We start from the raw sequence: 23407 nt of genomic DNA on the forward strand, positions 1-23407 counted from the left end.
GTTCATGCCAATCGGCGCGCGCTCCCCTCTCCCCCGAGGAGACACCGGATGCACAACCCCCAACGCTCCCGATTCCGGGCCGTCGTGTCGGCGGCCTGTTGTGCCGTCCTCGGCGCCGGCCTGCTCGCCGGCGCGGGCACCTCGACGGCGACGGCGGCGGCCTCGGCTCAGAAGGCCGCCGCCGGCACGAAGGCCGCTCCCCAGGCCAAGGCCGCCGGCTCCAAGGTCATCGGGTACTTCACCGAATGGGGCACCTACGACCGCAAGTACTACGTCAAGAACATCGAGACGTCCGGCTCCGCGGCCAGGCTCACGCACATCAACTACGCCTTCGGCAACGTCACCGGCGGCAAGTGCGCGATGGGCGACGCCTACGCCGCGACCGACCGCACCTACACCGCCGCGGAGTCCGTCGACGGCAAGGCCGACACCTGGGACCAGCCGCTGCGCGGCAACTTCAACCAGCTGCGCGAGCTGAAGCGGAAGCACCCGAACCTCAAGGTCCTGTGGTCCTTCGGCGGCTGGACCTGGTCGGCCGGCTTCGGCGAGGCCGCGAAGAACCCGGCCGCCTTCGCCCAGTCCTGCTACGACCTGGTCGAGAACTCCAAGTGGGCCGATGTCTTCGACGGCATCGACATCGACTGGGAGTACCCGAACGCCTGCGGCGCCACCTGCGACACCAGCGGCAAGGCGGCCTTCAAGAACCTGATGCAGGCGCTGCGCGCCAAGTTCGGCCCGAAGAACCTGGTCACCGCGGCGATCACCGCCGACGCCACCCCGGGCGGCAAGATCGACGCGGCGGACTACGCGGGCGCCGCCCCGTACGTCGACTGGTACAACCCGATGACGTACGACTTCTTCGGCGCCTGGGACGCGACCGGCCCGACGGCCCCGCACTCGCCGCTGACCTCGTACGCCGGCATACCGAAGGCGGACAACCACAGCTCGGCGACCATCGCGAAGCTCAAGGGCCTCGGCATCCCCGCCTCGAAGCTGCTGCTCGGCATCGGCTTCTACGGCCGCGGCTGGACCGGCGTCACCCAGTCGGCGCCCGGCGGCACGGCGACCGGCCCGGCGGCGGGCACGTACGAGCAGGGCATCGAGGACTACAAGGTGCTCAGGACCAAGTGCCCGGCGACGGGGACGGTGGCCGGCACGGCGTACGCCAAGTGCGGCGGCGACTGGTGGAGTTACGACACCCCGGCGACCATCGCAACAAAGATGAACTACAAGAACCAGCAGGGGCTGGGCGGCACGTTCTTCTGGGAGCTGAGCGGCGACACGGCGAGCGGTGAGCTGATCAAGGCCATCAAGTAAGCCTGGACGACCGGGGGCGGAGGGACCGTCACGGTCCCTCCGCCCCCGGCTCACGCGCCCTGGCGGGCGGCCTGTGGAGCCGGGTAGGCGGGGTCCAGGTCCTCGATCGCGCGCAGGGCGCCGCCGAGCCCCTTCACCAGCAGCTCGCACATGGTCCGGCGGGGCAGTTCGGGGCGGTCGATCCATTCGAGGGTGGTGCCCTCGACGCCGCACACCCAGGCGAGCAGTCCCATGCGCGCCAGCGGGGTGATGTCGACGCGGCCGTACGCCCCCTCGGCGATGGTGGCGACGATGGCCGCGCGCACGCCGTCACGGATGGCGTGCACCTCGGTGTCGAAGCCGACACCGCCGCTGACGATGGTGCGGTACGCGGCCTGGTTGCGCTCGGCGTAGCACAGATAGCTGTCGATGGTGCGCTGGACCCGGTCGACCGGGGGCAGTTCGTGTCCGCTCGCCGCCAGGGTGACCAGGTCGGTGACCGAGTCCTGGATGATGGCCAGGTAGTAGCCGCGCTTGGACTGGAAGTAGTAGTAGATCAGCCCTTTGGCGACGTGCGCCTGCCGGGCGATGTCGTCCATCGACAGGGCGTCGTAGGACGTGTCGGCGAACAACCTCCGCCCGATCGCGATGAGTTCGGCACGGCGCGCCAGCGAGCGCTCGGTGCCGCGGGCTCTCGGACGCGCGGCAGGCTGTTGACTGATATTCAATTTCGACCCTGGTTCCAACGGGCGGCGGCGGGACATCCGCAGTATGGCAGGCCGGAGGACCGGGTCGTGGGTCAGGTCACAGCACGCCGCGTCCGGTCACAGCAGCCCGAGCTGGGTCACGAGCATCGCGAGGACCACGACGAGGGTCCAGCCCGCGACGTGCTCGACGATCTTCGGGCCGTCGTCCTGAGGGCCGCCGGTGCGGACGCGGGCTGCGGTGACAGAGTGCGCGGTCATGGCTTCTCGCTGATTCGATGGTGTGGACGGACTTCCCCGGAGGGCCTGTCTACTTTGCCACCGGAAGCGGCTTGTGCGGCCGAGAGGTTGGTCACACGCGCACGCCCACGGCTGTCAGCGCCTCGCGTTGGGCCGCGTTCGGGCGTGCCGGGAAGTACAGGTAGCAGACGCCGCCCGTGCCGGAGACGACCTTGCCGGAGGCGTTGTACCGCTTCGTCCGCAGCCAGATGTTTTCCCACTCGCGCCGCCGGTAGACGCGCCGCACGGCCTCGTTGCTCTCCGAGGCCGGGTCGTTGGCGATCACGTCGCCGTCGCCGGTGAAGCCGATGACGGTCATCAGGTGCCCGGCGGTGCCGTACCCGGCGCCGGTCAGCTCCTCCTTCAGGAAGGACTGGGAGGTGATGGCCGGGATGCCCGCCGCGATCAGCCTCTCCAGATCGGTGAGCGAGCCGAGCCGGGTGACCACGGCCTGGAGGTCCTTGAACGTGGCCGCGTAGGCGGCGTTGAACGGCCAGTTGCCGCAGCCGGCGTACTGGTGGTCGTAGGTGAAGCGGGCCGCGTGGCACACCTGCGGATCGGCGTACGACGGATCCACCCAGGCCAGTTGCTCCGGAGTGAGCCGACCGCCCCAGTACTCGATGATCATCTGGGAGGACGTCGGGCTGCACCAGGCCTCGCCGCCGTTGTCGTACTCGGGGTACTGGCCCTTGTGGATCTCCTGGGAGTACCGCGGGACGATCAGTTCCCTCGCAGGGCCGGGCACGGACGCCGGGACGGTGAACCGGTCGGGTACGTCGGAGCCCATCGCGCCGAGCCGCCACACGGTGGGCGTGGCCTTGGTGCCGGGCTTGCGGTAGAGGGTCAGGCGCAGCCGGTACGAGGCGAGACGCAGGCCTGTCGACGGGTCGTCGATCGCCAGGGTGTCGGTCCAGACCGTGCTCCTGCCGTCGCTCTGGTCGTCGACCGAGGTGCGCCGGATGTCCTGGTCGCCTGCCGCCCAGCGGCCCATCACGTACCAGGGAGTGCTGGTGCCGTCGGTGTAGGCGGCCTTGATCTCCGCCTGGAGCCAGGTGCCGGCCGGGGTGCGCGCGTTCCAGGAGACGATCGCCTCCGTCGCGGGGACGGCGAGCCGGTGGACCGGGGACGTCCAGGTGCCGTATTCCCAGCGGGCGGTGGCGCCGGTGTGCGGGTCCGTGTAGTCGGTGGTTCCGGCGGGCCTCGCGATCACCACGCCCGGGCGGGCGCCCGCGACGGCGGTGGTGCCCTTGGCGGTGCCGCCGCGCCAGTCGCCGTACGAGACCCAGGCCCGGTTGTCCACGGTGCGGGCCGGGACCGCGCGTGCGGGCTCCGCGGTGTCGGTCGTCATGGGCTCCTCGGTGTCGGCGGCGGCCTGGCCCGCGCCTGCCGCGACGGCGGCGGCGACCGCGGCGGCCAGGACGGTTCTGCGGGACGGCTGTTCGGCTCTGCGCATGGCGGGGACCCCCGGAAGTCGGAGTCGGGCAGGGGCGGGGCAGGTCCGTGGCACGGTCGGTCGCACACGTGTATGCGCCACATAGCAGCACAGCCCGCCGGGTCCCGCCAGCACTTCGGCGCGCGCCACGCCCACCAATATTGGCGTCGACCACTGGCACGCGCCCGGGGCGCCGTCGTTAGAGTGCTGCGCGAGATGAATCCGCCCTTCCGCCCCGCACCGGGGCCCGCCGTCCGCGACCTGGCCTCCCGGATCCGCCGCCTCCCCCCTTCCTGCGGCCCGGTCCGTCTCGTCGGCGTCGACGGGCACGCCGGCTCCGGGAAGACCACGTTCGCCGAGCAGTTGGCCGTGGCGCTGGGTGGCGCGCCGGTGCTGCGCCTCGACGACATCGCCACCCACGACGAACTGTTCGGATGGACCGGGCGCCTGCTGGACCAGGTGATCGAGCCGCTGGCCCACGGCCGGGCCGCGCACTACGCCCCCTACGACTGGCGCGCGCGCCACTTCGGCCCGCCGCGCCCTCTGCCGCCCGCTCCGGTGGTCCTCGTCGAGGGCGTCGGCGCGGGACGCCGGGCGCTGCGGCCCCACCTGGCCCTGCTGCTGTGGATGGAGGTGCCCCGTGAGGAGGCCTGGGCGCGGGGACGCTCCCGGGACGGGGAGGAGCAGCGGGAGTTCTGGGACGGATGGGTGCCGGCGGAGCGCCGGCATTTCGCCGACGATCCCTCGCGACCGTTCGCCGATCTCCTGGTACGGCAGCGAGAGAAGGGGTATGAGGTGACTCCGGGGCCTGTTGGACCGGACCAGCCCCTCACGCACGGTGACGGACCGCCCGCAGTGTGCTGAACTTGTGAAGGGCCTTGCGGAACAACTTGCCGGAGTGCTTCAACTCGGCTTGACCGGGGGCCCGTACAGGTCTTACGTTCTCAATGTGCGGCCATTCGGAGCCGCCCACAGACGCGAAGCCCCCGGTTGTTCCCCCGTGATCGGGGGCTTCGTTCTGTCTTCTTCCGGTTTTCCGGGTGCCGCGCGACGCCGATTGCTCACCCTCGGTCACCGTGCGGGAGGGCGCCGCAGCCGCTCCCACCTCGCCGAACGCAGTGTGCGGCACCCTACGGGGGCGCCGCCCCCGAAGGTACGATGCCTTCGTTGCGACCTACGGACGGTTGCTTCGTTCACCTTGCAACTCCGGTCCGTGGCACAGCGGTTCGAGCAGGGCAGCCCGGCTGGGGGACGGCTCGTTGGCATACCGACGGGGGCACGGTTCGTGGGGGACGTGATGGACTTCGGCACGCAGGGCCCGCAAGCCCCGGCCGACCTCGCCTGGCTGCGAGGCGTGGACGCCTACACCATGGGCGCCTATCCGCAGGCGGAGGAGGAGTTCCGCGCCGCCGTGCGGATGGACTCCGGGATGGCCGACGGCTGGCTCGGGCTGCACGCGCTGCGCGTCGACACGACGACCGCGCTGCTCAGGATGTTCCGGCACCGGGACCGCTTCGGGGAGCAGCGCGCCCGCTATCACCGCACCCTCAACTCCTGGTACTGGCTGGGCTGGTGGGTGCAGCCCGTGTTGGAGAGCCCCCGCGATCTGCTGCTCGCCCACGCCTCCCACTGGCTGGACGGCCGCCACGTCCCAGAGCTGGACCGCGCCCTCGCCGGGCTGCCGCCCGTGGACACGGACGCCCACGTCCGCTTCCTGCACGCCTGCCGCGCCTATCTGGTCAAGGACTGGGAGCAGCTCGTCCGCCACACCGATCCGCTCCTGGACGACCCGATGCTCGGCATCGAGGCGGGCCTGTTCGGCGGCATGGCCCGGGTCCGCCTGGAGATGTACGGGCAGGCCGAACCACTGCTGTCCGCCGCGCTGATGCGCTGCCGCAGCGAGCAGCCCCAGCGCAAGGAGCTGCGCTACTGGCTGGCCCGGGCGCACGAGGGCACCGGCCGCAGCGCCGCCGCGCTCCCCCTGTACCGGGCCGTGCACCGCGTCGACCCGGCCTTCATGGACACCTCCGCCCGGCTCGCCGCGATCGCCGAGGGCGACGGGTACGACGATTCCACGGACCTGGCGGCGATCACACTCACCGGCGCCGGGGTGGACGGCCCGGACGGATTCGACCCGCTCTTCGGCACCGAGGGCCGCGATCTGAGACTGTCCGATCCCGAACCGCCGGCCTCCTCTCCCCTGCCGCCGGTCACCGACCCCTCGGTGCGCTCGCGGACCGGCCCGGCGCCGTCGCTGCCCGCCGGCCCCACCGACCCCGCCTTACTCGAGGAGGCGCTCGCCGAACTCGAGCGCATGGTCGGTCTGGAGCCGGTGAAACGCCAGGTCAAGGCGCTGTCGGCACAGCTGAACATGGCCCGGCTGCGGGCCGGGCAGGGCCTGCCGGTCCAGCCGCCCAAGCGGCACTTCGTCTTCTCCGGCCCCTCCGGCACCGGCAAGACCACCGTCGCCCGCATCCTCGGCCGCGTCTTCTACGCCCTCGGCCTGCTCGGCGGCGACCATCTCGTGGAGGCGCAGCGGGCCGACCTGGTCGGCGAGTACCTCGGGCAGACGGCCGTGAAGGCGAACGAACTGATCGACTCGGCGCTCGGCGGCGTGCTCTTCGTCGACGAGGCGTACTCGCTGTCCAACTCGGGCTACGGCAAGGGGGACGCGTACGGCGACGAGGCGCTCCAGGTGCTGCTGAAGAGGGCGGAGGACAACCGCGACCATCTCGTGGTGATCCTGGCCGGCTACCCCGAGGGCATGGACCGTCTCCTCACTGCCAATCCGGGGCTGTCCTCCCGTTTCACCACCCGCGTCGACTTCCCCTCCTACCGGCCCCTCGAACTCACCGAGATCGGCAAGGTCCTCGCCGCGGAGAACGGCGACCTGTGGGACGAGGAGGCCCTCGACGAGCTGCGCTCCATCGCCGGGCATGTGGTGGACCAGGGGTGGATCGACGAGTTGGGCAACGGGCGGTTCCTGCGGACGCTGTACGAGAAGAGCTGCGCGTACCGGGATCTGCGGTTGTCCGTGTATCCCGGGGTGCTGGGCAGGGAGGACCTGGCGACGTTGCGGTTGCCGGATCTGATGCAGGCTTACGGGGAGGTGCTGTCCGGGCGGGGGCCGCAGGATCCGCCCGGACTGTGAACCGGCCGAGCCTGCGGGCAGTCGTGCCGCTCGGGGCGGCACCCGTCCCACAGAGGGCGGCACCCCGCGGCGCCGGGCTGCGCCCCCACCCGGCCTTGGCTACGTCGCCAGTACCTCTTCGCCGGACCTGGGCTCGGTCAGCCGTACCTCCCGCACCTCCCGGTGCGCAGGATCCCGCACCTCCCCCACCAGCAGCTCCAGCACGTCCTCCAGCGCGACCAGCCCGAGCACCTTCCCGGACGCGTCGGCCACCTGGGCCAGATGCGTCGCCGCCCGCCGCATCACCGTCAGCGCGTCGTCCAGCGGCAACTCGGACCGCAGCGTCGTCATGGGCCGCCACACCTGCTGCGGCACGGCCCGGTCCGAGTGCTCCAGGTCGAGGACGTCCTTGACGTGCAGGTAGCCCATGAACGCACCGTTCTCCGCGGCGACCGGGAACCGGGAGTACCCGGTGCGGGCGGTGAGCTCGACGATGCGGCCGGGGGTGACCGACGGGCTGACCGTCACCAATGACTCGCGTGTCAGCAGGACGTCCGTCACCGGGCGGGAGCCCAGCTCCAGGGCGTCCTCCAGGCTTTCGGCCTCCTCGGGATCGAGCAGGCCCGCCTGGCCGGCGTCCTCCACCAGCCGGTTGAGCTGCTCGCTGGTGAAGACGGCCTCGACCTCGTCCCTGGGCTCGACGTGGAAGAGCCGCAGGATGCCCTGGGAGCAGGCCCCGAGGGCGGCGGTGATCGGCTTGCAGAAGCGGGCGAACCACACCAGGCCGGGGCTGAGCCACAGCGCGGCCTTCTCGGGGGCCGCCATCGCCAGGTTCTTCGGGACCATCTCGCCGATGACGAGGTGGAAGAAGACCACGGCCGCGAGGGCGATCACATAGGTGAGCGGGTGGATCATGCCGGGCGGCAGGTGGACCCACTCGAAGACCGGCTCCAGGAGGTGCGCGACGGTCGGTTCGGCGACCGCCCCGAGGGTGAGGGAGCAGATCGTGATGCCGAACTGGGCCGCCGCCATCATCTGCGGCAGCCGCTCGAGGCCGTAGAGGACCTGGCGGGCGCGGGCCGTGCCGAGGGGTTCGATCTGGCTGCGGCGTACGGAGACGAGCGCGAACTCGGCACCGACGAAGAAGCCGTTGGCGAGCACCAGGACTGCGGCGAAAGTCAGTTGAAGCATGCTCATCGGGCTGCCTCCACCACGGCGACGGGGGCCGTTCTGACCAGCCGGACCCGCTCGGCCCGGTAGTGGCCGACCTGGCGTACCGACAGCCGCCAGCCGGGCAGTTCCGTCTTGTCGCCGACGGCCGGGATACGGCCCAGCAGGTCGGCGATCAGACCCGCGACGGTCTCGTACGGGCCTTCGGGCACGTCGAGGCCTATGCGCTGGAGGATGTCGACCCGGCAGCTGCCGTCGACGTCCCAGGCGGGCCTGCCGTCCTCCGGCGGCGCGGAGGCCAGCTCGGGCAGGTCGTGTCCGTCGTGCTCGTCGCGGACCTCGCCGACGATCTCCTCGACGATGTCCTCCAGCGTGACGACACCGGCCGTGCCGCCGTACTCGTCGACGACGACCGCGATCGGCTGCTCGCTGCGCAGACGGGTGAGCAGCGGTCGTACGGGCAGCGTCTCGGGGACGAGCAGTGCCGGACGGGCGATGCGGCCGACGGGGGTCCGCAGCCGGTCCCGCACGGGCACCGCCAGGGCGTCCTTGAGGTGGACCATGCCGACGACCTCGTCGATCCTCTCCCGGTAGACGGGGAAGCGGGACAGGCCGGTGGCGCGGGTCAGGTTGACCACGTCCTCGGCGGTGGCCGAGGACTGGAGGGCGCTGACCTTCACGCGCGGCGTCATCACGTGCTGCGCGGTCAGCTCGCCGAGCGACAGGGTCCGGACGAAGAGATCGGCCGTGTCCTGTTCCAGGGCGCCGGCCCGGGCCGAGTGGCGGGCGAGGGAGACGAGTTCGCCGGGGGTGCGGGCCGAGGCCAGTTCCTCGGCGGGTTCGAAGCCCAGGGCGCGCACGAGCCGGTTCGCGACGGCGTTGAGGCCGGCGATGACCGGTCGGAACAGCCGTGCGAAGACGTGCTGCGGGCCGGCGACGAAGCGCGCGACCTGGAGCGGCCTGGACACCGCCCAGTTCTTGGGCAGGAGCTCGCCGATCACCATCTGCACGGCGGAGGCCAGCAGCATGCCGACGACGACCGTGACACCGGAGACGGCGCCCTCGGGGACGCCGATCGAGGTGAACGGGCCGTGCAGCAGCTCGGCCAGCGCCGGTTCGGCGAGCATGCCGACGACGAGGGAGGTGATGGTGATGCCGAGCTGGGTGCCGGAGAGCTGGAAGGACAGTTCCTTGAGTGATTCGACGACGCGCTGGGCGCGCCGGTCGCCCTCGGCGGCGGCCTTCTCGGCCTCCGGCCGCTCGACCGTCACGAGTCCGAACTCGGCCGCCACGAAGAATCCGTTGGCGAGAATCAGCAGGAACGCGGCTGCCAGGAGCAGCAGGGGGATGGTCATGATGCCGCCGCCTCCGCACGGTCGCGGACACGGTCCGCGCTATGTCGGCAGGGGGCGGCGCAGGTACTGCAGGACGATCCGTCCATCGCCGGAGAGGGTCACTCCTCGTTTAGCAGGAAGCCTCTGCGCACCGGGCGGGGCAGCAGGGGCGAAGGCGCGTCCTTAGCGCCTCCGCCAACAGATTAATCAAGACACCGCCCGGTGCGGCAGTGGCGACCGCCGTGCGGATTGCCACGCGTCAGCTCTGATGCCGTTCGGGGCTCGCGACGGAACGGGCCTCGACGAGCGCCCGCAGGGCCCGGGCGTCGGCGATGGCGCGCTGCTTGGCCAGGCCGGGCTGGATGCCCAGGGCGGGCAGGCTGGTGCCGTCGCTGAGGTTGAGGAACACCCAGGGGTCGCCGGACCGGAGGGTCACCTGAAGGATTTCGGCCCATTCCAGCCGGCGCTTGCTGGTGAGATTGACCACGGTGACGCCGTCCTCGTCGGCGACGACCTTGGGCCGCGCCAGCAGCAGCAGCACCGCGTCCAGCAGGAGCGCCGTGACGACGAAGCTGAGACGCTCCGCGGGGCTGAGCTGCTCCAGCAGCATCGCCACGGCCGTGATCACCACGAGGATCGCGACGGCGGCCGCGAGCAGCACCGCGCGGGTGGTGCCCGGCCGGAAGGTGACGGGCAGGGTGGGCAGATCGGACATCAGTGCGCGCCCCTCACAGACGGCAGGCGTGGATGGCCGTGGTCAGGATGGCCCGGGCGCCGATGTCGTACAGGTCGTCCATGATCCGCTGCGCCTCCTTGGCCGGGACCATCGCGCGGACGGCGACCCAGCCCTCGTTGTGCAGCGGGGACACGGTCGGCGACTCCAGACCGGGGGTGAGGGCGACGGCCTTCTCCAGCTGCTCGACGCGGCAGTCGTAGTCCATCATCACGTACGTCCGGGCGACCAGGACGCCTTGGAGGCGGCGCAGGAACTGCTGCACCTTGGGGTCGTCGCCGTCCGCGCCGGTGCGGCGGATCACGACGGCCTCGGACCGCATGATCGGCTCGCCGACGACCTCCAGGCCCGCGTTGCGCAGCGAGGTGCCGGTCTCGACGACGTCGGCGATGACCTGGGCGACGCCGAGCTGGATGGCGGTCTCGACGGCGCCGTCGAGGTGGACGACGGAGGCGTCGATGCCGTTGTCGGCGAGGTGCGACGCGACGATGCCCTCATAGGAGGTGGCGACGGTCTTGCCCGCCAGGTCCGCCAGTCCGCTGATGGTGCCGGGCTTGCCGGCGTAGTGGAACGTGGAGCGGGCGAAGCCGAGGGCGAGGATCTCCTCCGCGTCGGCGCCGGAGTCGATCAGCAGGTCCCGGCCGGTGAGGCCGATGTCCAGCTGGCCGGAGGCGACGTAGATCGCGATGTCGCGGGGGCGGAGGTAGAAGAACTCGACCTCGTTCGTCGGGTCGACGATCCGCAGTTCCTTGGACTCCCGGCGCTGCTGGTAGCCGGCCTCATGCAGCATCTCCGCCGCAGGGCCTGACAGGGAACCCTTGTTGGGGACGGCGATGCGCAGCATGAGGTCGGCTTCCTTCGCGTGGGTGTCTTACGGGAACGGGTGCGGCTTACAGGTGGGCGTAGACGTCGTCGAGGGAGATGCCGCGGGCGACCATCATCACCTGGACGTGGTACAGCAGCTGCGAGATCTCCTCGGCGGCCGCCTCCTTGCCCTCGTACTCGGCGGCCATCCAGACCTCGGCGGCCTCTTCGACGACCTTCTTGCCGATGGCGTGGACGCCCTTCTCGACCAGTTCTGCGGTGCGGGAAGTGGCGGGGTCGCCCTGGGCGGCCTTGTGCTGGAGCTCGGTGAAGAGCTCCTCGAACGTCTTCTTGGACATGGTGACGCTCAGCCTATGCCACATGTGGCTTTCGTCAGCGCCAGGGTTCGGATACTGAGCGGAGGGTGGCCGCGGTCGCCACCGCCGCCGTCACCGCCTCGTGCCCCTTGTCCTCGTTGGAGCCCTCCAGGCCGGCGCGGTCCAGGGCCTGCTCCTCCGTGTCGCAGGTCAGCACGCCGAACCCGACGGGGACGCCGGTGTCGACGGAGACCTGGGTGAGCCCCTGGGTCACGCCCTGGCACACGTACTCGAAGTGGGGGGTTCCGCCGCGGATGACGACGCCGAGGGCGACGATCGCGTCGTAGCCGCGGCCCGCGAGGACCTTGGCGACCACGGGGAGCTCCCAGCTGCCGGGGACCCTGAGGAGGGTCGGCTCGTCGATGCCGAGGTCGCGCAGGGCGCGCAGGGCGCCGTCGACCAGACCGTCCATCACCTTCTCGTGCCACTGTGCCGCGATGACGGCGACCCGGAGGTCACCCACATTGCGTACGGACAGCTCCGGTGCACCCTTGCCGCTCACGTCTCTCCCTCTGTGCTCTGTTACTGGTTGCCGCAGGCCGGCACGGTGGTCGTGTCGAGCCAGGGCAGGTCGTGGCCCATCCGGTCCCGCTTGGTGCGCAGGTAGCGGAGGTTGTGCTCGCCGGCGCTCACGGGCATCGGCACGCGGGCCTTGACCGCGATGCCGTGGCGGACGAGCGCGTCGGTCTTGTCGGGGTTGTTGGTCAGCAGGCGGACGCCGCGCACGCCGAGGTCGGCGAGGATCTGGGCGCCTGCGGCGTAGTCGCGGGCGTCTGCGGGCAGGCCGAGTTCGAGGTTGGCGTCGAGGGTGTCGTGGCCCTGCTCCTGGAGTTCGTAGGCGCGCAGCTTGGACATCAGGCCGATGCCGCGGCCCTCGTGTCCGCGCAGGTAGACCACGACTCCCCGGCCTTCGGCCTGGATGCGGGCCAGCGAGGCGTCGAGCTGGGGGCCGCAGTCGCAGCGGGCGGAGCCGAAGACGTCGCCGGTGAGGCATTCGGAGTGGACGCGGACCAGGACGTCGTCGCCGTCGCCGATCTCGCCGTGCACGAGGGCGACGTGCTCGACGCCGTCAACGGTGGAGCGGTAGCCGTAGGCCGTGAAGGTGCCGTGGCCGGTGGGAAGTTGGGTCCTGGCCTCGCGGCGGACGGTGGGTTCGCTGCTGCGGCGGTAGGCGATCAGGTCCTCGATCGAGATGATCGTCAGGCCATGCTTGCGGGCGAAGGGGATCAGCTCGGGCAGGCGCAGCATCGTGCCGTCCTCCCCGGCGATCTCGACGATCGCACCGGCCGGGCGCAGGCCCGCGAGGCGGGCGAGGTCGACGGCGGCCTCGGTGTGGCCGTCGCGCGTCAGGACCCCGCCGGGCCGGGAGCGCAACGGGAAGATGTGGCCCGGGCGGACGAAGTCGTCGGGTCCCGCGACGCCGTCGGCGAGCAACTGGAGCGTGGTGGCGCGGTCGGCGGCCGAGATGCCGGTGCTGACGCCGTGCGCGGCGGAGGCGTCGACGGAGACCGTGAACGCGGTCTTCATCGACTCGGTGTTGTCCTGGACCATCTGCGGGAGCTCCAGCCGGTCCAGCTCCTCGCCCTCCATCGGGGCGCAGATCAGGCCGCGGCACTCGCTCATCATGAAGGCGACGATCTCGGGGGTCGCCTTCTCGGCGGCGATGACGAGGTCGCCCTCGTTCTCGCGGTCCTCGTCGTCGACGACCACGACCGGGCGGCCGGCCGCGATGTCGGCGATGGCCTGCTCGACCGGGTCGAGAGCGAAGTCCTCGAAGCCGTCGGTGCCGTACAGGATCGGTGCCGTGCTCATGCCGGCGCTCCTTCCAGGGCGGGCTGCGCTGCCGCACGGGAGCGCAGCCACCAGTCGCGCAGGCCCCACAGGACGAGCGCGCCGTAGATGACGTAGACGAAGCCGGAGAAGGCGAAGCCGTTGGCGAAGTTCAGCGGGACGCCGACCAGGTCGACCAGCAGCCAGGCGAACCAGAACTCGACCATGCCGCGGGCCTGGGCGTACATCGCGACGATTGTGCCGACGAAGATGTACGCGTCCGGCCAGGGGTCCCAGGACAGCGTCGGGAAGGCCGTGAACAGGCCGCCGACGGCGAGGGTGCCGAGGGCGGCGGCCCCGGCCAGCACCCCACGCTCACGCCAGGTGGCGAACCGTACGGCGATGGAGCCGTCCTGGGCCTGCTGCCGGCCGCGGTTCCACTGCCAGAAGCCGTAGGCGGCGACGAGCATCACGACGATCTGCTTGCCGGCGCTGCCGGAGAGGTGGGCCGTGGCGAAGGCCGTGAAGAGGATCAGGCCGGAGACGAACTGGGCGGGCCAGGTCCATATGGAGCGGCGCCAGCCGAGGGCGAGGGCGACCAGGCCGATCACGTTGCCGATCATGTCCGACCACTTGATGTGCTGGCCGAAGAGCGTGAACGCCTCGGAGTTGAGCCAGTTCACTTGGCCGCCCCCTGCGCACGGTCGCCCAGCATCCGCTCGACGTACTTCGCGATGACGTCCACCTCGAGGTTGACCGGGTCGCCGGGCTGCTTGTGGCCGAGCGTGGTCAGGTCGAGGGTGGTGGGGATGAGGCTGACGGTGAAGTAGTCGGGGCCGGCGTCGACGACGGTGAGGCTGATGCCGTCGACGGTGATGGAGCCCTTTTCGACGACGTACCGGGTGAGGTCCGCGGGGAGGGAGATCTTCACGATCTCCCAGTTGTCGGACGGCTTGCGCTCCAGGATCTCGCCGGTGCCGTCCACGTGGCCCTGCACGATGTGCCCGCCGAGGCGTTCGCCGACGGCCATGGGCCGTTCGAGGTTGACGCGGGAGCCGGCCTTGAGCGCGCCGAGGCTGGAGCGGTTGAGGGTCTCGGCCATCACGTCGGCGGTGAACTCGTCGCCCTCGTGGTCGACGACCGTGAGGCAGACGCCGTTGACGGCGATGGAGTCGCCGTGTTTCGCGCCCTGGGTGACGACGGGGCCTCGCAGGCGGAAGCGACAGGCGTCGTCGAGGGTCTCGACGGCGGTGACCTCGCCCAGCTCTTCGACGATTCCGGTGAACACTTCCCGGGTCCTCCTGCCTCTTCGGGCACGGACTCCGGGGCTGTCGATGACGACAGAAGTACGAGCGAGGACACCGGGAACGACGCCGGACGGAGTCCGCCCGGAGGACGGACTTCTTCGGCGGCGCGCATGTATGCCCGCTCGCCGCGCACTGCCTCCCATCCGGACTTTAACCGTCGGTCCAGGAATTTCACCTGGTCAACCGGCCGCTGGAGGCGACCGGGTCGCGGACTGTAACCGCCGGTTCGGACTTTCACCGACCCCGGAGTGCGCTGCTACTGATACATGGCCAGTGTGCCACGCCTGATCGACGTCCAGACGGGCGAAGGGTGTGGGGTGCCTCACAGAACGTGGCGCCGCCCTTCCCGAGCGCGACGGGGCGTGCCAACTCCCGCGTCGGCGTCCATCCCTGACGGACCCGGCCTGACGGACCCCGGGATTGGTACGCACCTATTGACGCTGTGGTCTAGTCCTTTCTACTGTCAAGCGCGTCTGCGCAGACCGGCCCGGCGGCGGTGACGACGGCCCTTGCCCGCCGTCGGGCCTTCCCACGCCGCCCGGACGGTGTTCTGGCAGGGTGAGGCGTATGACCACCACGCTCGCCGACGAGTTCGAGACCCACCGGCCCCGGCTGTTCTCGCTCGCCTACCGGCTGCTGGGCTCCGCGGAGGAGGCGGAGGACGCGGTCCAGGACACGTTCCTGCGCTTCAGCGGGGCCGACCGCGCGGGGATCGAGCATCCGGCGGCCTGGCTCGCCAAGGTCGTCACCAACCTCTGTCTGAACCGGCTGACCTCGGCGCGGGCCCGGCGCGAGACGTACGTCGGTACCTGGCTGCCCGAGCCGGTGGTGACCTCGGACGGCACGCTCGGCCCCCTGGAGTCGGCCGAGCAGCGGGACTCGGTGTCGATGGCGATGCTGGTGCTGCTGGAGCGGCTCACGCCGGCCGAGCGGGCGGTGTACGTGCTGCGGGAGGCGTTCGGCTACGGGCACCGGGAGATCGCCGGGGTGCTGGATCTGAGCGAGGCCAACTGCCGCCAGCTGTACCGGCGGGCCGTGCGGCGGGTGGGCGAGCCGCAGGCCCGGTTCGAGGCCGCGTCGGAGCGGCAGGAGGAGCTGGTCACCTCGTTCATCACGGCGGCCCGCGACGGCGACCTGGCCGGGCTGGAGAAGCTGCTCGCGGCCGACGCCACCTGGTGGAGCGACGGGGGCGGGAAGGTCACGGCGGCCCGGTGGCCGATCGAGGGCGGATCCAAGCTCGCCCGGTTCCTGGCGGGCGGGGGCCCGAAGTTCGCGGCGGACCTGGAGTTCACCGTCACCGAGGTCAACGGCGCGACAGGGCTCGCCACCTGGGCGGGCGACACGCTCGTCGGCCTGGCGGCGTTCGAGGTGCGCGACGGGCTGGTGGTGGGGGTACGGGCCGTGGTCAACCCGGAGAAGCTCGCGTTCGCGCGGCGTCAGCTCACGCGGCCGTAGGGCCGCCGGGCGGGGTGCGGGGGCGCCGGGCGGGGGCGCGGGGTCGCCGGGCGGCGTGCGGGGCCGCCGGGCGGCGTGCGGGGTCGCCAGTGGGGCGCGGGGCGCCGGTCGTCGGGCGCGGGTCATGGGTCGGGGGTCGTCGGGCACGGGACGCCGGTCATGCCGGGCACCAGGCGCGGACCGCAGGGCGCGGTCGCGGAACGCCGGGCGGGGCGCGGGGTGTCGTGGGTCTTCGCCACGCGACTCGCAGATCGCCGGCACGGGACACCCGTCGCGCCCGGCACGAGGCGCGGGACACCGGACGCGGTCGTGGATCGCCGCGCGGGGATGTCACATCCGGCAGGGGCTGTCCGGTCTCAGTTGCAGAGGGCGCTCCGTCCGGGAGCGTCGGCGTTGGGAAGGGACTGAACAGCATGACCACGATCCTGGTGACCGGCGGCACCGGAACGCTCGGCCGGCTCGTCGCCGAGCGGCTGCGCGCGGACGGGCACGAGGTGCGGGTGCTCAGCCGGCACACCCAGCCGTACGCGGTCGACCTGCGGGAGGGCGGTGCCGCGCTGGACGCGGCCGTCGCCGGTGTGGAGACCATCGTGCACTGTGCGACGTCGCCGAAGGGGGACGAGCAGGCGGCGGCGAACCTGATCCGCGCGGCGCGCGGGGCCGGGGTGCGGCACCTCGTCTACATCTCCATCGTGGGCGTCGACCGGGTGCCGTTCCGCTACTACAAGAGCAAGCTCGCGGTGGAGAAGCTGGTCGAGGAGTCGGGGCTCGGCTGGACCGTGCTGCGGGCGACGCAGTTCCACGACCTGCTCGTCATGCTGCTCCAGGGGCTGTCGAAGCTGCCGGTCCTGTTCCTGCCGGCCGGTGTCCCGGACCAGCCGGTCGAGGTGGCCGAGGTCGCCGGCCGGCTGGCGGGACTGGCGGCGGGGGCGCCGGCGGGGCGGGTCGAGGACATGGGCGGGCCGCAGGTGCGGACGCTCGAGTCCCTGGCCCGCGCGTATCTGAAGGCGACCGGCCGGCGCCGGGCGGTCGTCAACGTGCCGCTGTGGGGCGCGGCGTACCGGGGTTTCCGCACCGGTGGTCACCTGACGCCGCAGCGGGCGACCGGCACGGGCACGTTCGAGGAGTACCTGGCGCGGCGGTACGGGGGCGAGCAGGCGCGGGCGGGCAGCGGGCAGTCCCGGGCGTGACCGCCGAGGCCGGCCTACCACCGCCGTACGGGCCGCTCCCCCGGGGTGAAGAGTTCCTCCTGGGCGCGGTCGCGGGCCGTGAGCAGGGCGCCGCGTAGTACGGCACTGCCACCGAGTGCGGTCGTCCGTACCTCCGTGGGCAGGGGGGTCATCCGGGCGATGCGCTCCTGCACGCGGGCGGCGAGTTCGTCGCCGCCCGCCTGGCCGACCTCGCCGCCGAGCACGACGCAACCGGGGTCCAGGATCGCGACGACCGAGGCGACGCCGACGGCGATACGGTCGGCGAGGGCGTCGAGGAAACGGGCGGCGGGGACGGCTCTCGGGGACGCGGCGGGGAAGGCTCTCGGGGACGCGGACGTCTCGGCGCCGCGCACAGACCGGGACACCTCGCCTTCACGCGCGGTCCCGGACGCCCCGGCCGTCGTCTCCGCCCCCCGCGCATCGCGCACCGCCGACCGCACCAGACCGGCCGCCGCCCGTACGACCCCCACCGCCGACGGCTCCTGCCCCGGCTCCGTCGAAATCCCGCACTGCGCCGCGAGGTCCACGACCGCGCCCGACGCGGCCAGGGAGTGGAAGCCGCCCTCGCAGTCCGTCGAGGAGGGCAGCGCGGCGGTGCCCGGGACCGGGAGGAAGCCGATCTCGCCGGTGCCGCCGGAGGCACCGCGCCGCAGCGCGCCGTCGAGGACCACCGCCGCGCCCGTTCCGTGGCCCAGCCACAGCAGGACGAAGGTGTCCCGGTCCCGCGCCACTCCGTCCCGCTGCTCCGCCAGCGCCGCGAGGTTGGTCTCGTTCTCCACGCTGACCCGGGCCTCGGGCAGCCGCTCCTGGAGGGCTGCGACGAGCCGGCGGTGCCACTGCGGCAGCCCGGAGGAGTCGCGGAGTTCGCCGCTGGCCGGGTCGATCAGGCCGGGCGCCCCGATCCCGACGGTGTGCAGCCGGTCGGCGCCGGCCTCCTTCACCACGCGCTCGACCAGCGCGACCGCCTGCTCCACGGCGGGGCCCGTGCCCGTGTCGTCGCCGACGGGCGCCGACGCCTCGGCCAGCACCCGTCCCACCAGGTCGGCGACGGTCACGGCGACACCCTCGGTGCGTATGTCCAGCGCGGCGAGGTGCGCCCGGTCGGCGACGATGCCGTACACCTTGGCGTTGGGTCCGCGCCGCTGCTCCCCCGACTCGCCGACCACCATGATCAGCCCGGCGGCGGTGAGACGTTCGACGAGGTCGGCGACGGTCGGCCGGGACAGGCCGGTCAGCTGCTTCAACTGCCCCGCCGTCAGCGGGCCCTCCTGCTGGAACAGCCGCAGGGCGAGCCGGTCGTTGATGGCCCGGGCGGTGCTCGGGGATGCGGGCATGCCGGGATCCTTCCAGATCTGCGGGACCGCCCGGCCGGGTGTTCCGGCCAGCCGGTAATCCCCTTAACTATCAGGCAGGCTTCCTGATAGTTTACGCGCGCCGCCACACGCCGACGCACGCCATGGACGTGGCCGACGCGAGCGGGGAAGACGACGCGAGCGGGGAAGACCAGGAGAGGACGGGGCCGGAGAATGAGCAACGTGGTCTACGAACAGCGCGAGGTGAAACGGTCGCGGTATGCCGTGGCCGCCGTCTTCGCGGTGCACGGCGCCGTGACCGGCTCGTTCGCCACCCGGGTGCCGTGGATCCAGGACCACGCGGGCGTCAGCGCCGGGCAGTTGGGGATCGCGCTCGCCTTCCCCGCGCTCGGCGCGTCCGTCGCGATGCCGCTCGCCGGCAGCGTCAGCCACCGCTTCGGTGCCCGCAACGCGCTGCGCGGACTGATCGCCCTGTGGACGCTGTCGCTGGTCCTGCCGTCCCTCGCCCCGAACCTGCTCACGCTCTGCCTGGCCCTGTTCACCTACGGCGCCACGGCGGGCATGGCGGACGTGGCGATGAACGCGCTGGGCGTCGAGGTCGAGAACCGCCTCGGCCGGTCGATCATGTCCGGGCTGCACGGCATGTGGAGCGCGGGCGCCCTGGTCGGCTCGGCGGCCGGCACGCTCGCCGCGCACCTCGGCTCGGACGCCCGGCTGCACCACGTCCTGGCCGCCGCGGTCCTCACCGTCGTCGGCGTGCTGTCCTGCCAGTGGGTGCTCGATCTCCAGCCCGCCGAGGACGAGGATCCGCCGCCGAGGTTCGCCCTGCCGCCGCGGTCGGCGCTGCTCATCGGCGCGATCGGGTTCTGCGCGGTGTTCGCCGAGGGCGCGAGCCTGGACTGGTCGGCGGTCTATCTGCGCGAACAGCTTCAGACCTCGGCCGGTCTCGCGGCGGCGTGCACGACCGGCTTCACCCTCACCATGGCCATCGCCCGGATCGCCGGCGACCGGATCGTGGACCGCTTCGGTGCCGTGCGGACCGTACGCGCGAGCGGTGTGCTCGCCGTCCTCGGCGGGCTGCTGATCGTCGTGGCGGAGCAACCGGCGGTGGCGATGGCAGGGTTCGCGCTGATGGGGCTGGGCATCGCCGTCGTCGTACCGCTGTGCTTCGCGGCGGCGGGCCGCAGCGGCTCCAACCCGAGCCTGGCCATCGCGGGCGTCGCGACCATCACGTACACCTCGGGTCTGATCGCGCCGAGCGCGATCGGCATGCTGGCGCAGGCGACCAGCCTGATGGTGTCGTTCGCTCTGGTGACGCTGCTGTCCTGCGGTCTGGTGGCGTTCGCGCCCGTGCTGCGCCCCGGCGACCGGGTGAAGACCGGCCGGCCGGACCCGGCGGTCCCCGACCCGCGGCCCTGAGCCGGCGCCCGGCCTGAACGGACGCCCCGCCGACCCGGGCAGCCCCGGTCACCACCGCTCCCGACGCACCCCGACAATGGTCCGGACACTCGCACGCACGACGAAAGCGAAACCGCACCATGGATCTCGGCGTCCGCTGGAAACTGCACGGCGACGGACGCACCCCGGCGCCCGGCGCCGTGGTCCGCCCCGACGAGCGGCTCTCCTGGCCCCGCACCGCTGGGCTCGGTGCCCAGCACGTGGTGGCCATGTTCGGCGCGTCCTTCGTGGCGCCGGTGCTGATGGGCCTGGACCCCAACCTGGCGATCATGATGTCGGGCGTCGCGACCGTCGTGTTCCTGCTCGCCACCCGCGGCCGCGTCCCCAGCTACCTGGGCTGCTCGCTGTCCTTCGTCGGCGTGGCGGCGGTCATCCGCGCCCAGGGCGGCAGCAGCGCCACCGTCACCGGCGCGGTCTTCGTCGTCGGCGCCGCGCTGTTCCTGGTGGGGCTCGCGGTGCGGCGGTTCGGGGCGCGCATCATCCACGTCGCGATGCCGCCGATCGTGACCGGCGCGGTGGTGATGCTGATCGGCTTCAACCTCGCGCCGGTGACGGCCTCGACGTACTGGCCGCAGGACCAGTGGACGGCCCTGCTCGTGATGCTCTTCACCGGACTGGCGGTCGTCTGCCTGCGCGGCTTCTGGTCCCGGATCGCGATCTTCCTGGGGCTGGTCTTCGGGTACGGCATCTCCTGGGTCTTCGACCTGGTCTTCGGCAAGATCCACTCGGTGGACGCGAGCGGCAAGCTCACCGACCACTGGCGGCTCGACCTCTCCGGCGTGGGCCAGGCCGACTGGATCGGGCTGCCGACCCTGCACGGCCCGTCGTTCGAGTGGTCGGCGATCCTGGTCGCCCTGCCGGTCGTCATCGCCCTGGTCGCGGAGAACGCCGGGCACGTCAAGGCGGTCGGCGAGATGACCGGCGACCCGCTGGACGACAAGCTCGGCACCGCGATCGCCGCGGACGGCGTCGGCTCGATGCTGTCCACCGCGGTCGGCGGCCCGCCCAACACCACGTACTCCGAGAACATCGGCGTGATGGCCGCGACCCGCGTCTACTCCACGGCCGCCTACTGGGCCGCCGCCGGCTTCGCCCTGCTCTTCGGCCTCTGCCCGAAGTTCGGCGCGGTCGTCGCCGCGATCCCGGGCGGTGTGCTCGGCGGCATCACCGTCATCCTGTACGGCATGATCGGACTGCTCGGTGCCCAGATCTGGCTCAACGCCGGGGTGGACCTGCGCAATCCGCTGAACCTGGTCCCGGCGGCCGCCGGCATCATCATCGGCGTCGGCAACGTGTCCATGGAGATCACGGACACCTTCTCGCTGAGCGGCATCGCGCTCGGCACGCTCGTCGTCATCACCGGCTACCACGCGCTGCGGGCCTTCGCCCCGCCCCATCTCAAGACGCAGCAGCCACTGCTGGACGAGGGCACCAGCTCCTACGACGAGGCCAAGTCGTAGGCGTACGATGCCGTGAACGTCCCCGGCCTGCCCTTGCAGCCGTCCGACTCCCCCGGCAGCTTGATCCACAGATAAGCGTCGATCCGGTCCTCGCCGGTGCTGAGGGTCGGTGCCCGGCCGAGCTTGCGGCCCGCCGGGTCGCACCAGGTGCCGTCGGGCGGGGCGCCGTTGCCGTTGCGGCTGGTGTCGATGACGGCGCCCAGGCCCGCCGGGCCGCCGAGCGCGTCCAGGACCCTCCGGTCGTAGTCGATCTCGGCGGCGGTGGTGTGGAAGTTGGAGACGTTGCTGAAGATCCCGTCGGACGACTCGGGCGAGGCGGCACCGGCCTGCCGCAGCCACGCCGCCTGCTTGCCGGGCGCGTTCCAGCCCGAGTGCCCCGCGTCGAAGTACACGCGTGCCCGGGGGCTGGCGGCCTTCAGCACACGTCCGGCCCGGGCCAGCGAGGCGAAGCGGTCCGCGCGCTCACCGGCGGACAGGCACTCGGCCTGGGCGACCGAGTCCGGCTCCAGGACGACGACGACCTCGCCGGAGCCCAGCCCGTCGGCGAACCGGTCGATCCACGCGTCGTACGCGTCCAGGTCGGGCGCCCCGCCCTGGGAGTGACCGCCGCAGTCCCGGCCGGGGATCGCGTAGGGCACGAGGACGGGCACCCGGCCCTGCGCGGCACCGCCCGACGTCACCGCGGCGACCCGGCCGGTGAGCGTGTCCGGGGAGTAGTCGGCGAACCAGACGGCGGCGGGCTGGTCGGCTATGCGGGCGGCGATGACCGCGTGGCGTGGGTCGCCGGAGTTGGTCCGGACCCAGTCGAGCACCTGCGAGTCGGGGTGGCGGTAGAGCCGGGAGCTCACGGGGCTGGTCCGCTCCTGCTTCTTCCGGGTTGCCGACGGCGACGGCGTGGGGCTCGGCGTCCCGGGCGCGGAGGTGGTGGGCGCGGGGGATGCGGACTCGGTGGCCGACGGGGACGCCGACGGCACCGCGGGCAGCGGCGCCAGGAGGGGCGACGCGGACATCTCGGGAGGCCTGGCCCGGTCCGGGCCGCGCCGGTCGTCGGAGGCGGACAGCACCCCGGCGACCGCGCCGGCCGCGACCACGACGCAGGCCGCCACGGCCATCACGCCCCGCCGCACGGCGCGTCTGCGCTCGGCCCTGCGGGCGGCCAGGCGCTGGGCACGCGAGCCTGACACGGTGCCGGTCCCCCTCCCCCTGCGGCGGGCGGCGTTCCCCCGTTCCGGGGAAGCGCCGGGCCTGCCGGTACTCCCGCCAGCCTAGAGCTGGGACTCTGCCCGCATGCCGCGATGCGAACAAGTCCCCCCAGCCGTGGACACTCCGGTCGACGGAGTCATCTCCCGTATGCGCGCCCTCGACGCGACCCTGCACCCCCGGGACGGGGTGGCCGTCTTCAACCGCGTCTACCTCGCCGTGACGGAAGCGGTGGACCGGTACGTCGACACCGGGCGGTTCGCGGACCCGCACGCCGCGATCACGCTGGACGTACGGTTCGCGCAGCGGTATCTGGAGGCCGTCGAGGCGGTGGCCGGCGAGCGGGTCCCGCCGGCCTGCTGGCGGCCGCTGTTCCAGTTCCGCCGTCATCCCGGGGTACGCCCGTTGCAGTTCGCCCTCGCGGGCATCAACGCGCACATCGGGCACGATCTCGCGCTGGCCGTCGTGGACACCTGCCGTACGCTCGACTGCGCACCCGCCGACCTGGAGGACGAGTTCGACGCGGTGGGCGATCTCCTCGTCTCGCTGGAGGAGCGCATCCGCGAAGATCTGATGCCGGGCCCCGACCTCCTCCAGATCGCCGACCCGCTGACCCATCTGCTCGGCGCGTGGAGCCTGGAGCGTGCCCGGGACGCCACCTGGACGGCGGCCCGGGCCCTGTGGGCGCTGCGCGGACTCCCCGACATGGCCGAGGAGTTCACCGACCGCCTGGACACGGCGGTGGGCTTCGCGGGACGCATGCTGCTCACGCCCCTGCCCGAACCGCGACTCGGGTCGCACCAGGGCCTGTCGTTTGGATCAGGTCGCGGGGAATCGACGGCATCCGGTCAGCGCCGGTGAGCGGGGCCTGGTGCGTGCGGCTGCAAGGCGGAGGAGGGAGTCAACGCGATGGGGGCACCGCCCGCGCGAGCGAAGCCGAGCGTGGGGGAGTTGGCGACTGACGACAACGCCGC

22 protein-coding genes and 1 riboswitch are annotated in these 23407 nt (G+C 72.2%); of the genes, 8 read left to right on the plus strand and 14 right to left on the minus strand.

Annotation, left to right across the window (positions count from 1 at the left end; all coding sequences use genetic code 11):
• The first annotated feature begins 48 nt into the window (after positions 1-48).
• Positions 49-1317, plus strand: a complete 1269-nt coding sequence (locus QC385_RS40420; protein WP_279546403.1) for a glycoside hydrolase family 18 protein — start codon at positions 49-51, stop codon at positions 1315-1317.
• A 50-nt stretch (positions 1318-1367) separates the two neighbouring features.
• Here the strand turns inward: QC385_RS40420 and QC385_RS40425 are convergent, their stop codons facing one another.
• The 3 genes from QC385_RS40425 to QC385_RS40435 form a co-directional block, all read right to left on the minus strand.
• On the minus strand, positions 1368-2024 hold the full coding sequence (locus QC385_RS40425) for a TetR/AcrR family transcriptional regulator (RefSeq protein WP_279546404.1): 657 nt from the start codon (positions 2022-2024) through the stop codon (positions 1368-1370).
• Positions 2025-2120: 96 nt separating this feature from the next.
• Positions 2121-2261 (minus strand): SCO1431 family membrane protein, encoded by a 141-nt coding sequence (locus QC385_RS40430; RefSeq protein WP_107500236.1) that lies wholly within the window; start codon positions 2259-2261, stop codon positions 2121-2123.
• A 91-nt stretch (positions 2262-2352) separates the two neighbouring features.
• Complete coding sequence (locus QC385_RS40435; RefSeq protein ID WP_279546405.1) at positions 2353-3732, minus strand: peptidase C39 family protein; 1380 nt, start codon at positions 3730-3732, stop codon at positions 2353-2355.
• Positions 3733-3927: 195 nt separating this feature from the next.
• Here QC385_RS40435 and QC385_RS40440 point away from each other — a divergent pair, with 195 nt between their 5' ends.
• Positions 3928-4575, plus strand: a complete 648-nt coding sequence (locus tag QC385_RS40440; RefSeq protein WP_279546406.1) for a uridine kinase family protein — start codon at positions 3928-3930, stop codon at positions 4573-4575.
• Between the two features lie 433 nt (positions 4576-5008).
• Positions 5009-6862 carry an AAA family ATPase gene (locus QC385_RS40445; RefSeq protein WP_279546422.1) on the plus strand — a complete coding sequence of 618 codons (1854 nt, stop codon included), beginning with the start codon at positions 5009-5011 and terminating at the stop codon, positions 6860-6862.
• A 99-nt stretch (positions 6863-6961) separates the two neighbouring features.
• On the opposite strand, the gene QC385_RS40450 is transcribed toward QC385_RS40445, so the two are convergent.
• From QC385_RS40450 to QC385_RS40490, 9 genes are all read right to left on the minus strand, one after another.
• Entirely contained in the window at positions 6962-8038 is a 1077-nt protein-coding gene (locus tag QC385_RS40450; protein ID WP_279546407.1) for a hemolysin family protein, read from the minus strand.
• Positions 8035-9366: a hemolysin family protein gene (locus tag QC385_RS40455; RefSeq protein WP_279546408.1), complete on the minus strand. Its 1332-nt coding sequence runs from the start codon at positions 9364-9366 to the stop codon at positions 8035-8037. The genes QC385_RS40450 and QC385_RS40455 overlap by 4 nt, the downstream gene beginning before the upstream one ends.
• A 238-nt stretch (positions 9367-9604) precedes the next feature.
• The gene (locus tag QC385_RS40460; RefSeq protein ID WP_279546409.1) at positions 9605-10060 is read right to left on the minus strand and encodes a PH domain-containing protein; all 456 of its coding nucleotides are present in this window, start codon (positions 10058-10060) and stop codon (positions 9605-9607) included.
• Positions 10061-10073: 13 nt separating this feature from the next.
• Positions 10074-10922 carry an ATP phosphoribosyltransferase gene (gene hisG / locus QC385_RS40465; protein WP_279546410.1) on the minus strand — a complete coding sequence of 283 codons (849 nt, stop codon included), beginning with the start codon at positions 10920-10922 and terminating at the stop codon, positions 10074-10076.
• Between the two features lie 46 nt (positions 10923-10968).
• Entirely contained in the window at positions 10969-11241 is a 273-nt protein-coding gene (locus QC385_RS40470; protein WP_003988914.1) for a phosphoribosyl-ATP diphosphatase, read from the minus strand.
• 34 nt (positions 11242-11275) lie between these two features.
• Positions 11276-11761 (minus strand): 6,7-dimethyl-8-ribityllumazine synthase, encoded by a 486-nt coding sequence (gene ribH / locus QC385_RS40475; protein WP_059416276.1) that lies wholly within the window; start codon positions 11759-11761, stop codon positions 11276-11278.
• A 20-nt stretch (positions 11762-11781) separates the two neighbouring features.
• Positions 11782-13071: a bifunctional 3,4-dihydroxy-2-butanone-4-phosphate synthase/GTP cyclohydrolase II gene (locus tag QC385_RS40480; protein WP_279546411.1), complete on the minus strand. Its 1290-nt coding sequence runs from the start codon at positions 13069-13071 to the stop codon at positions 11782-11784.
• Positions 13068-13712, minus strand: a complete 645-nt coding sequence (locus QC385_RS40485; protein WP_279546412.1) for a nicotinamide mononucleotide transporter family protein — start codon at positions 13710-13712, stop codon at positions 13068-13070. Before QC385_RS40485 ends, QC385_RS40480 begins: the two co-directional genes overlap by 4 nt.
• Positions 13709-14317: a riboflavin synthase gene (locus QC385_RS40490; protein ID WP_279546413.1), complete on the minus strand. Its 609-nt coding sequence runs from the start codon at positions 14315-14317 to the stop codon at positions 13709-13711. The genes QC385_RS40485 and QC385_RS40490 overlap by 4 nt, the downstream gene beginning before the upstream one ends.
• Positions 14318-14461: 144 nt before the next feature.
• Positions 14462-14592: riboswitch (FMN riboswitch) on the minus strand.
• Between the two features lie 311 nt (positions 14593-14903).
• Between QC385_RS40490 and QC385_RS40495 the strand changes: the two genes are divergently transcribed.
• Positions 14904-15791 carry an RNA polymerase sigma-70 factor gene (locus QC385_RS40495; RefSeq protein WP_279546414.1) on the plus strand — a complete coding sequence of 296 codons (888 nt, stop codon included), beginning with the start codon at positions 14904-14906 and terminating at the stop codon, positions 15789-15791.
• A 413-nt stretch (positions 15792-16204) separates the two neighbouring features.
• Entirely contained in the window at positions 16205-16981 is a 777-nt protein-coding gene (locus QC385_RS40500) for an SDR family oxidoreductase (protein WP_279546415.1), read from the plus strand.
• A 14-nt stretch (positions 16982-16995) separates the two neighbouring features.
• Here the strand turns inward: QC385_RS40500 and QC385_RS40505 are convergent, their stop codons facing one another.
• Entirely contained in the window at positions 16996-18336 is a 1341-nt protein-coding gene (locus tag QC385_RS40505) for an ROK family transcriptional regulator (RefSeq protein WP_279546416.1), read from the minus strand.
• A 192-nt stretch (positions 18337-18528) separates the two neighbouring features.
• Between QC385_RS40505 and QC385_RS40510 the strand changes: the two genes are divergently transcribed.
• Positions 18529-19734, plus strand: coding sequence for an MFS transporter (locus tag QC385_RS40510; protein ID WP_279546417.1), 1206 nt, complete (start codon positions 18529-18531; stop codon positions 19732-19734).
• A 119-nt stretch (positions 19735-19853) separates the two neighbouring features.
• The gene (locus QC385_RS40515) at positions 19854-21233 is read left to right on the plus strand and encodes a uracil-xanthine permease family protein (RefSeq protein ID WP_279546418.1); all 1380 of its coding nucleotides are present in this window, start codon (positions 19854-19856) and stop codon (positions 21231-21233) included.
• Here QC385_RS40515 and QC385_RS40520 read toward each other — a convergent pair.
• Positions 21212-22345: a glycoside hydrolase family 6 protein gene (locus QC385_RS40520; protein WP_279546423.1), complete on the minus strand. Its 1134-nt coding sequence runs from the start codon at positions 22343-22345 to the stop codon at positions 21212-21214. The genes QC385_RS40515 and QC385_RS40520 overlap by 22 nt on opposite strands.
• A 175-nt stretch (positions 22346-22520) precedes the next feature.
• Here QC385_RS40520 and QC385_RS40525 point away from each other — a divergent pair, with 175 nt between their 5' ends.
• Positions 22521-23294 (plus strand): DUF5995 family protein, encoded by a 774-nt coding sequence (locus tag QC385_RS40525; RefSeq protein WP_279546419.1) that lies wholly within the window; start codon positions 22521-22523, stop codon positions 23292-23294.
• Positions 23295-23407 lie beyond the last annotated feature (113 nt).

It is taken from the genome of Streptomyces sp. DH10, assembly GCF_029813805.1.
Classification (GTDB): Bacteria; Actinomycetota; Actinomycetes; order Streptomycetales; family Streptomycetaceae; genus Streptomyces; species Streptomyces coeruleofuscus.

Coding starts and splice junctions, on each gene's coding strand:
- QC385_RS40420 (WP_279546403.1), top strand. CDS start 49: ATGCACAACCCCCAACGCTCCCGATTCCGGGCCGTCGTGTCGGCGGCC.
- QC385_RS40430 (WP_107500236.1), bottom strand. CDS start 2,261: ATGACCGCGCACTCTGTCACCGCAGCCCGCGTCCGCACCGGCGGCCCT.
- QC385_RS40435 (WP_279546405.1), bottom strand. CDS start 3,732: ATGCGCAGAGCCGAACAGCCGTCCCGCAGAACCGTCCTGGCCGCCGCG.
- QC385_RS40440 (WP_279546406.1), top strand. CDS start 3,928: ATGAATCCGCCCTTCCGCCCCGCACCGGGGCCCGCCGTCCGCGACCTG.
- QC385_RS40445 (WP_279546422.1), top strand. CDS start 5,009: ATGGACTTCGGCACGCAGGGCCCGCAAGCCCCGGCCGACCTCGCCTGG.
- QC385_RS40450 (WP_279546407.1), bottom strand. CDS start 8,038: ATGAGCATGCTTCAACTGACTTTCGCCGCAGTCCTGGTGCTCGCCAAC.
- QC385_RS40455 (WP_279546408.1), bottom strand. CDS start 9,366: ATGACCATCCCCCTGCTGCTCCTGGCAGCCGCGTTCCTGCTGATTCTC.
- QC385_RS40460 (WP_279546409.1), bottom strand. CDS start 10,060: ATGTCCGATCTGCCCACCCTGCCCGTCACCTTCCGGCCGGGCACCACC.
- hisG (WP_279546410.1), bottom strand. CDS start 10,922: ATGCTGCGCATCGCCGTCCCCAACAAGGGTTCCCTGTCAGGCCCTGCG.
- QC385_RS40470 (WP_003988914.1), bottom strand. CDS start 11,241: ATGTCCAAGAAGACGTTCGAGGAGCTCTTCACCGAGCTCCAGCACAAG.
- QC385_RS40480 (WP_279546411.1), bottom strand. CDS start 13,071: ATGAGCACGGCACCGATCCTGTACGGCACCGACGGCTTCGAGGACTTC.
- QC385_RS40495 (WP_279546414.1), top strand. CDS start 14,904: ATGACCACCACGCTCGCCGACGAGTTCGAGACCCACCGGCCCCGGCTG.
- QC385_RS40500 (WP_279546415.1), top strand. CDS start 16,205: ATGACCACGATCCTGGTGACCGGCGGCACCGGAACGCTCGGCCGGCTC.
- QC385_RS40505 (WP_279546416.1), bottom strand. CDS start 18,336: ATGCCCGCATCCCCGAGCACCGCCCGGGCCATCAACGACCGGCTCGCC.
- QC385_RS40510 (WP_279546417.1), top strand. CDS start 18,529: ATGAGCAACGTGGTCTACGAACAGCGCGAGGTGAAACGGTCGCGGTAT.
- QC385_RS40515 (WP_279546418.1), top strand. CDS start 19,854: ATGGATCTCGGCGTCCGCTGGAAACTGCACGGCGACGGACGCACCCCG.
- QC385_RS40520 (WP_279546423.1), bottom strand. CDS start 22,345: ATGGCCGTGGCGGCCTGCGTCGTGGTCGCGGCCGGCGCGGTCGCCGGG.
- QC385_RS40525 (WP_279546419.1), top strand. CDS start 22,521: ATGCCGCGATGCGAACAAGTCCCCCCAGCCGTGGACACTCCGGTCGAC.